The organism is Stenotrophomonas sp. STEN038 (assembly GCF_056759895.1).
In genome coordinates, this window is record NZ_JBRRDW010000004.1 from 149,028 (window position 1) to 157,116 (window position 8,089).

8 protein-coding genes are annotated in these 8,089 nt (G+C 64.4%); 4 read left to right on the plus strand and 4 right to left on the minus strand.

Annotated features, from left to right (window positions below; genetic code table 11):
- Positions 1-9 precede the first annotated feature (9 nt).
- Positions 10-1,065, plus strand: a complete 1,056-nt coding sequence (locus tag ACVOLS_RS02985; protein ID WP_481544411.1) for a metal-dependent hydrolase — start codon at positions 10-12, stop codon at positions 1,063-1,065.
- Here the strand turns inward: ACVOLS_RS02985 and ACVOLS_RS02990 are convergent.
- The gene (locus tag ACVOLS_RS02990) at positions 1,059-1,880 is read right to left on the minus strand and encodes a methyltransferase domain-containing protein (RefSeq protein ID WP_296247192.1); all 822 of its coding nucleotides are present in this window, start codon (positions 1,878-1,880) and stop codon (positions 1,059-1,061) included. The genes ACVOLS_RS02985 and ACVOLS_RS02990 overlap by 7 nt on opposite strands.
- A 57-nt stretch (positions 1,881-1,937) precedes the next feature.
- Here ACVOLS_RS02990 and ACVOLS_RS02995 point away from each other — a divergent pair, with 57 nt between their 5' ends.
- On the plus strand, positions 1,938-2,141 hold the full coding sequence (locus ACVOLS_RS02995; protein WP_481544412.1) for a hypothetical protein: 204 nt from the start codon (positions 1,938-1,940) through the stop codon (positions 2,139-2,141).
- A gap of 92 nt (positions 2,142-2,233) precedes the next feature.
- Positions 2,234-2,833, plus strand: coding sequence for a nitroreductase family protein (locus ACVOLS_RS03000; RefSeq protein ID WP_481514039.1), 600 nt, complete (start codon positions 2,234-2,236; stop codon positions 2,831-2,833).
- 251 nt (positions 2,834-3,084) lie between these two features.
- Here the strand turns inward: ACVOLS_RS03000 and dusB are convergent, their stop codons facing one another.
- From dusB to ACVOLS_RS03015, 3 genes are all read right to left on the minus strand, one after another.
- Complete coding sequence (gene dusB / locus ACVOLS_RS03005) at positions 3,085-4,071, minus strand: tRNA dihydrouridine synthase DusB (RefSeq protein WP_481544413.1); 987 nt, start codon at positions 4,069-4,071, stop codon at positions 3,085-3,087.
- Between the two features lie 226 nt (positions 4,072-4,297).
- Entirely contained in the window at positions 4,298-5,248 is a 951-nt protein-coding gene (locus tag ACVOLS_RS03010; protein WP_481544414.1) for a ribokinase, read from the minus strand.
- Positions 5,249-5,349: 101 nt separating this feature from the next.
- On the minus strand, positions 5,350-6,648 hold the full coding sequence (locus ACVOLS_RS03015) for a NupC/NupG family nucleoside CNT transporter (RefSeq protein ID WP_481544415.1): 1,299 nt from the start codon (positions 6,646-6,648) through the stop codon (positions 5,350-5,352).
- A gap of 203 nt (positions 6,649-6,851) precedes the next feature.
- Here ACVOLS_RS03015 and ACVOLS_RS03020 point away from each other — a divergent pair, with 203 nt between their 5' ends.
- Complete coding sequence (locus ACVOLS_RS03020) at positions 6,852-7,823, plus strand: potassium channel beta subunit family protein (protein ID WP_481544416.1); 972 nt, start codon at positions 6,852-6,854, stop codon at positions 7,821-7,823.
- Positions 7,824-8,089 lie beyond the last annotated feature (266 nt).

The following is an 8,089-nucleotide window of genomic DNA, read 5'->3' on the forward strand; positions in this document are numbered from 1 at the left end:
CATCGGCGCATGGATTCCCTCAGTCAGATCGTTCTCGGTGGCGCCATCGCCGCCGCCATCACCCCCGCCGCGCATCGGCGCGCCGCCTTGCTTGCTGGCGCTGCGTTGGCCACGCTGCCGGATCTGGACGGCTTGGCGATAATGGCCTTCACCGACAACCCGGTGAGCCTGATGACGGTGCACCGCAGCTTCAGCCATTCGCTGTTCGTGCTGCCTTTGCTGGGCAGCTTGATCTGGTGGTTGTACAAGCGCTTCGGACATGGCCGGGTTGCCCAGGCGCCAGTACGCTGGTGGTGGGCGATGGTGCTCGCCTTGGTGACGCATCCGCTGCTGGATGCCTTCACCGTTTACGGCACGCAACTGTGGTGGCCGCTGACGCCGCCACCGACCATGTGGTCCAGCGTCTTCATCATCGACCCGCTGTATACCATCTGGCTGCTGATTGGCTGCGGCATTGCCTGGTTCGCATGCGCTCGGCCCTTGGCGCAACGCGCGCTGGTGGCGGGCCTGGTGTTGAGCAGCGGTTATCTGGGCTGGTCGTTGGTAGCCAAGGCGCAGGTGGACCGAGTGGCCGCGCAGTCACTGGCGCATATGGGCCTGGCCGATGCGCCGCGTTTCTCGGTGCCGATGCCGTTCAACACCTTGCTGTGGCGGGTGGTGGCGATGACGCCGCAGGGCTATGTGGTCGGTGATCGCTCGCTGTGGGCTGATCACGGGCCGATGCAGTTCGAGGGCTATCCGTCGAATGTGCAGGCGTTGCGGCAAGCCGCCGATGTGCCGGCGGTGCAGCGCTTGAACTGGTTCAACCATGGCTTCATGCGAGCCCAGGTCGTCGATGGCGAACTGGTGCTCAGCGATCTGCGCATGGGCCTGGAGCCGGATTACAACTTCAACTTCGCTGTTGCCAGCGAACGCGATGGCCAGTGGCAGGCGATGCCGCCACGGCAGGTGATGCCGGCCTATCGGCAGGCCGGCAATCGTGATGTGCTGAAACAGCGTTTGGCGCTGATGTGGCAGCGCATCTGGCGGGCACCGGTTGCCACCGGCGCCGCCGCAACTCAATAGACCGTGGCGCGGGCCTGCACGAAGGAATAGAAGAACACCGCATTGGGGTCGTTCTGCACCTGGGTGAACTCGGCGCGCATGCCATCCACCGTAGCCTGGTCGACCTTGCCGGCCTCCAGCAACTGCTCGGCGGCCGACAGCAGCAACTCTTCCCACAGCGCGAACATCACCTTGCGCCGTGCTGGTTCGCGGTTGTCCAGGTGCACGGTCTTGGTCTGCGTCTGCACATCGCGGAAACCACCGGCCAGCAGCAGGTTGCCGAGCTTGGCACCGACGAACGGGTCGCCCCCGCTGTCGATCTGGAAATCGTTGAACGCCATCCAGTAGCGCCACAGGTTGGGCGAGTAGGGATCGAGCAGGAACGAGGCATTCATTACCTCGGTGACGAACACCGGCGAGCCCGGGCTCAGCACCCGCCGCACTTCGGCCAGCGCGCGCGCGGGCGAGGGCACGTGCTCCAGCACCCAGCACAGGAAGGCGCCGTCGAAGCTGCGCGGTTCGAACGGCAGGTCGGTGGCATTGGCGCGCTGAAACTCGACGCGCTCCTGCAACCACGGCATCTGTGCCAGATGCGCGTTGGCGGCAGCCAGCTGGCGCTCGTTGAGGTCGATGCCGGTGACCCGCAACTCGGGAAAGCGGCGCAGCAGGATCTCGCTCTGCGCACCGACACCGCTGCCTACTTCGAGGATGTGGCGGGAGTTGCGGAAGTCGATGTCATGGAAGATCGCCGGTTCAAACAGGCGTGCCTGCTTGCGCAGCCGCTCCTGTTCGTTTGCGGAGAAGCCATGCAGGTAGGGGAAGTCGTTGAGAGTCATGAAAACAGCGTCGTGCAGTGATCCGCCCAGTATCGCCAGCCGGTGTTACCGCAGCGCATGCATAACGGAACCCAGCATTGCGGTGCCGCTGGCAATGTCGGCGTGGCGCGGGTTTGCGGCCATGGGGCGCTGATAGCCATTGGTTCTGAGAATTCGCTGATTTGGAATCAGGCTTTGGTGAGAGCTTGGAGCGGGCTCTCCAGGGCCGAAAAAGCGAAAACCGCATTTGTTCTGAAAATGAAACGAATTATTGGTTTTTAAGTAATTGTTCTAATTTTGATGGCAAATACAATGGGCGCCATCAAGCAAAGGCCAGCGGTGTTGCGGGCCTGCTTTCCCCTCAGGAAACGATCATGAACAGCCAAGTCATCTCCCTGTACAAGAAGCGCCGTTCCCAGTACGCCCTCGGCAAGCAGCTGCCGATCAGCCAGGACGACACCACCCAGCTGATCAAGCAGGCCATGCGTGAAGCGCCGTCGGCCTTCAATGCGCAGTCCTCGCGCGCGCTGATCCTGTTCGGTGACCACAGCCAGAAGTTCTGGGAGCTGACCAAGGAAGAACTGCGCAAGATCGTACCGGCTGATGGCTTTGCCGCTACCGAAGCCAAGCTCAACAGCTTCGCCGCAGGTGCCGGCACGGTGCTGTACTTCGTCGATACCGACGTGGTGAAGGGCCTGCAGGAGCAGTTCGCCCTGTATGCCGACAACTTCCCGGTCTGGGCCGAGCAGTCCAACGGTATGGCCCAGTTCGCGGTGTGGACCGCGCTGGCTGACGCAGGCGTCGGTGCCAGCCTGCAGCATTACAACCCGCTGGTGGACGACGTGGTGCGTGCGCACTGGGGCGTGCACGGCAACTGGCAGTTGCGTGCACAGATGCCGTTCGGCTCGAATGAAGCTCCCTTCGGCGAAAAGACCTTCATGGAAGACGAAGCACGCTTCAAGGTATTTGCCTGATCAAAGTGTTCGGCTGATTTCGAGCGGTGCGGTTCTCTCCCCCGCGCACCGCTGACAGTCGAACGGGCCCACCAGTGCAAGCTGGTGGGCCTTTTTTTTACCTGTAGTGCCGAGCCATGCTCGGCAGAGGCTCCATGCACAATCTGACAGATCGCCTGTAACGCCCCAGCCGAGCACGGCTCGGCTCTACAGGGTCTTCGTGCACAATCGGACGGATCGCCGGTAATACCCCAGCCGAGCATGGCTCGGCTCTACATTGACGCTGCTTCGCCGGCTACCAGCGCATCAAAATAATCACGGGTCAGCTGGATCTGCGCATCGGCGGTCTCCGCAGCGTTGACCACCGCACGGAACGCGGCATTCTCCGGGCGATCCTTCGCATACCAGCCCAAGTGCTTGCGGGCGATGCGCACGCCTTGCGGCTCGCCGTAGAACGCATGCAGATCGTTGAGATGACCGAGCAGGATGTCGCGGACCTCCTGTACCGATGGCGGCGGCAGTTCCTCGCCGGTGGCCAGGTAATGCGCGATCTCGCGGAAGATCCACGGCCGGCCCTGCGCGGCGCGCCCGACCATCACCGCATCGGCACCAGTGAGCTTGAGTACCTGCTCGGCCTTGCGCGGCGAATCCACATCGCCATTGGCCAGCACCGGGATCTTCAACATCGCCTTGATCGCGGCGATGGTCTCGTACTCGGCCACGCCGGTGTAATGCTGGTCGCGGGTGCGGCCATGGATGGCCAGCGCGGCGATGCCGCTGTCTTCGGCGATACGGGCGATGGTCGGCGCGTTACGCACCTCAGCACACCAGCCGGTGCGGATCTTCAACGTGACCGGCACATCGACGGCATTGACCACCGCTTCGAGAATCCGGGCGACCAAGGCCTCGTCACGCATCAGCGCCGAGCCGGCCCAGGCGTTGCAGACTTTCTTGGCCGGGCAGCCCATGTTGATGTCGATGATCTGCGCGCCGTGGTCGACGTTGTAACGCGCCGCCTCGGCCAATTGCTGCGGCTCGGTGCCAGCGATCTGCACGCTGATCGGCGCCGGTTCACCGGCATGGTCCATGCGATGGATGGACTTGCGGGTGGTCCAGAAGCGCGGGTCGCTGATGGTCATTTCCGAGGCGGCCAGACCCGCACCGAGCCGTTTGCACAGCTGGCGGAATGGCTTGTCGGTAACGCCGGCCATGGGCGCGAGCACCACATTGGGCGCAATGGTGTAGGGGCCGATCTGCATGAACGGTATTGTAAGGCGCCGGCTGGAACCCCGGCTGTAGGAGCGGCGTGAGCCGCGAAGCTGGCAATGCGTGAAAGGCTTAAGAGCCAGCCCCTCCCCAACCCTCCCCTTGCCTACGGCAAAGGGAGGGAGCAAAGGCGGCGAAGCCGCGAGTGCTTGAAAGGCCCAAGAGCCTACCCGTCCCCAACCCTCCCCTGCTGCGCAAGGGAGGGATACAGCGGTTGCCTCAAACGTCGGCCGGCGTCATCCGCGGCATCGCCAGTGCGGCACCTTCGTTCTCGGTGGAACGGGCGGCGTACTGGTTGGCGAAACGCACATGCTTGATGAACGCAGCTTCTGGTGCCTGTGCCAGCGAGGCGGCAAGGGCGCCGTTGAAGGCATCGCCGGCACCGGTGGTGTCGACCACCTGTACCGACTCGGCCGGCACGCGGTAGTACGGCTGGCTGTCGCTGCGCAGCTTGTCTTCATCGTGCGAGACAAATACGCCGACCGCACCCAGCGTCACCACCACGGTGTTGCCGGACAGCTTGCGGCACAGGGCGTGCAGGCTGGCACCGTCCAGCGCTGCCACGTCGTCGGCCTCGATGCGTTCGCCGACGTGACGGCTGAGCAGGGCGGCAAACTCGGTTTCGTTCGGGGTCAACACGTCGGCCAGCTTGAGCAGGCTGATGGTGGACGGGGCATTGGCCGGGGCGGCATTGAGCATGGTCAGCACGCCGGCCTCGCGGGCCTGCGCCAGCGCGGCTTCGATGGTTTCCACCGGCGACTCTAGCTGGGCCAGCAGTACCTTGGCGCCGCTGATCAGGGCGGCGTTGGCGGCGACGAAGTCGGTGCTCAGCGAGGCATTGGCACCGGCGCCAATCACGATCGAGTTGCGGCCGCGGCCGTCGACGTAGATGCCAGCGGTACCGGTTGGTTCGGCAGTGGCTTCGGCCACCAGCGCGATGCCGTCGGCACTGGCCAGCTGGCGGGCGAGGTCGCCGCCAGCATCCGCACCGAGGGCGCAGACGAAGCTGGTGTCGGCACCGGCGCGACGAGCGGCGACGGTCTGGTTGAAGCCCTTGCCACCGGGGCCTGTGCTGTAACGGCCAGCGATGGTCGCTCCCGGCGCGGGCAGGGTATCGCAGCGCCAGACGTGATCGACATTGAAGGAACCGGCAACGACTACAGAACTCATGGAATCTACGTCTCTAAGGTGGCGATGAAACAGCAGCTGCGATGGCTTGGCCATCTGACTCGGCCTCCTTGCGGCGGCCGGGCCGGATCAGCTGGATTGAATCAACTGAAGTGGGTCAGCACGCCGGCAATGGTGGCGGTCATCAAGGTGGCAATGGTGCCGCCCAGAACCGCACGCAGGCCGAACTTGGCCAGATCCTGGCGACGGTCCGGGGCCAGCCCGCCAATGCCGCCGATCTGAATGGCGATCGAGCTGAAGTTGGCGAAGCCGCACAGGGCGTAGGTCGCGATCAGGCGGCCTTCTTCGCTCAAGGTGGTGCCAGGAACGTTGCCCTGGATGATCTGCGACAGGTCCATGTAGGCGACAAATTCGTTGATCACGACCTTCTGGCCAATCAGCGAACCCACGGTGGTGGCGTCAGCCCACGGCGTGCCGATCACCCAGGCGATCGGGGCCAGCACGTAGCCGAAGATGGTTGCCAGATTGGTCGGCTTGCCGATGGCGGCGGCCAGGCCGGTGACGTCGCCGATCCAGGTCAGTGGCGCATTGAGCAGGGCGATCAGGGCGATGAAGGCCAGCAGCATGGCGCCGATGTTCAGGGCCAGGCGCAGACCATCGCCAGCGCCGGCGGCGGCGGCGTCGATGATGTTGGAGGAGGTCTTTTCCACTTCCATCTTGACCGTGCCGCGGGTCAGCGGGGTACCGGTTTCTGGCACCAGCAGCTTGGCGACCACCAGCGTGGCCGGTGCGGCCATGATCGAGGCGGCCAGCAGATGCTTGGCGTAGAAGGCCTGCGAGGCCGGGTCGCCACCGCCGAGCATGCCGACGTAGGCAGCCAGCACGCCGCCAGCGATATGCGCCATGCCGCCGATCATCATGGTGATCAGCTCGGACTGGGTCATCTTGGAGATGTACGGGCGCACGGTCAGCGGCGCCTCGGTCTGGCCGATGAAGACGCTGGCGCAGACGCTGGTGGTTTCCGCGCCGGACACGCGCATCACCTTGGTGATGGCCGCAGCCATGACCCGCACGATGGCCTGCATCACGCCCAGGTGGTACATCACGCCCATCAGCGCCGAGAAGAAGATGATGGTCGGCAGCACCTGGAAGGCGAAGATGAAGCCGTACTTGGGCACATCCATCAGGCTGCCGAAGATGAAATTCGAGCCTTCATTGACGAAGCTCAGGATTTTGACGAAACCCTTGCCCAGCCAATCGAACACATCGCGGCCGCCCGGAACCAGCAGCACCAGCGCCGCAAACGCGATCTGCAGGGAGATGCCGGTGGCAACCAGCTTCCAGTCAACGGCTTTCTTGTTATTGGAGAACAGCCAGGTGATGCCCAAAAGCACCGCCAGGCCGAACAGGCCGAAGCCGATTCTGCCCAAACCTTCGAACATGAGTAATCCCCGGGCGTGCCCGCAAAAGACGCAAGCCTAGAGCAGCGGCTGATGCCGGGCAAGAATATCTCTGGCATAAGTCGGCAATTGCTGGGATTGCGCCGGTATCGGCAAGGTCTGTGGGGCGGTCTGCTGCGCAGCCGGGGTTACACTTGCGGCCTGTCTGCGCGAATCCTGCGCACCGTCTTACGTTGGAGCCAGCCATGCAATACCGTCGTCTCGGGTCGTCCGGCCTGCAGCTGTCCGCACTGTCATTTGGTGCCTGGGTAACCTTTGGCAGCCAGATCGGGCGCGACGAGTCACGCAACCTGATCGCCTGCGCCTGGGACAACGGCGTCAATTTCTTCGACAACGCCGAGGGCTATGCCAAGGGCCGCGCCGAGGAGGTGATGGGCGACGTGATCGCCGACCTGCGGCTGCCGCGTGATGGTTATTGCGTGTCGTCCAAGGTGTTCTTCGGCTCAGCCGAGGAGCCGGCGCCGACCCAGCGCGGGCTGTCGCGCAAACACGTCACCGATGCCTGCCACGCCGCGCTCAAGCGCCTGCGGGTGGACTATCTGGACCTGTACTACTGCCACCGCCCGGATGCGGAGACGCCGATCAGCGAAACCGTGCTGGCAATGGACACCCTGATCCGCCAGGGCAAGGTGCTGTACTGGGGCACCTCGGAGTGGTCGGGCGCACAGATTGCCGAGGCCGTTGCCTTTGCCCGCGCCAACCATCTGTATGCGCCGAGCATGGAGCAGCCGCAGTACAACCTGCTGCACCGCGCCCGTGTGGAGCAGGAGTACGCGCCGTTGTATGCCGATGCCGGTTTGGGCACCACGATCTGGTCGCCGCTGGCCTCGGGCCTGCTGACCGGCAAGTACAACGATGGGATTGCCGATGATTCGCGTCTGGGCCAGTCCTCGCTGGGCTGGCTGCAGGCATCGGTGCTGGGCGAGCCGGGCGATGATCGGCTGGGCAAGGTGCGGCGTTTCACTGCCTTGGCAGCGCAGCTGGGCGAATCGCCGGCGCAGCTGGCTATTGCCTGGTGCCTGCGCAACCCGCAGGTGTCCAGCGTGATCCTGGGTGCGAGCCGGGTGTCGCAGCTGGAAGAGAACCTGCGCGCGCTGGACGTGCTGGCGCGGGTGGAAGAGGGCGCCTGGCAGCAGATCGAGGCGATCTTCGCCTGATCGCGAAGCGGTAGTGCCGAGCCATGCTCGGCAGCGCCTTGCCTGCAGGGCTTCAGACCCGTGTTTGTCGGTTTCTTGGAATTTGTGGGAGCGGCGTCAGCTGCGAAGCCGCAGATTTGTCAGATTGCCGGCTGGTAGGTGATCTCGGCATCGCCAGCTTCGCGGGCGGAGGCCGGCCCAGACAACCGGCCGGCCGGGCGTGAAGGCCCCCAGCCCCCCCCTGGGCGGCCGAGCCACGGGGGGGGGGTTTATTGTGGGGTGGAGGG

Coding starts and splice junctions, on each gene's coding strand:
- ACVOLS_RS02985 (WP_481544411.1), top strand. CDS start 10: ATGGATTCCCTCAGTCAGATCGTTCTCGGTGGCGCCATCGCCGCCGCC.
- ACVOLS_RS02990 (WP_296247192.1), bottom strand. CDS start 1,880: ATGACTCTCAACGACTTCCCCTACCTGCATGGCTTCTCCGCAAACGAA.
- ACVOLS_RS02995 (WP_481544412.1), top strand. CDS start 1,938: ATGCATAACGGAACCCAGCATTGCGGTGCCGCTGGCAATGTCGGCGTG.
- ACVOLS_RS03000 (WP_481514039.1), top strand. CDS start 2,234: ATGAACAGCCAAGTCATCTCCCTGTACAAGAAGCGCCGTTCCCAGTAC.
- dusB (WP_481544413.1), bottom strand. CDS start 4,071: ATGCAGATCGGCCCCTACACCATTGCGCCCAATGTGGTGCTCGCGCCC.
- ACVOLS_RS03010 (WP_481544414.1), bottom strand. CDS start 5,248: ATGAGTTCTGTAGTCGTTGCCGGTTCCTTCAATGTCGATCACGTCTGG.
- ACVOLS_RS03015 (WP_481544415.1), bottom strand. CDS start 6,648: ATGTTCGAAGGTTTGGGCAGAATCGGCTTCGGCCTGTTCGGCCTGGCG.
- ACVOLS_RS03020 (WP_481544416.1), top strand. CDS start 6,852: ATGCAATACCGTCGTCTCGGGTCGTCCGGCCTGCAGCTGTCCGCACTG.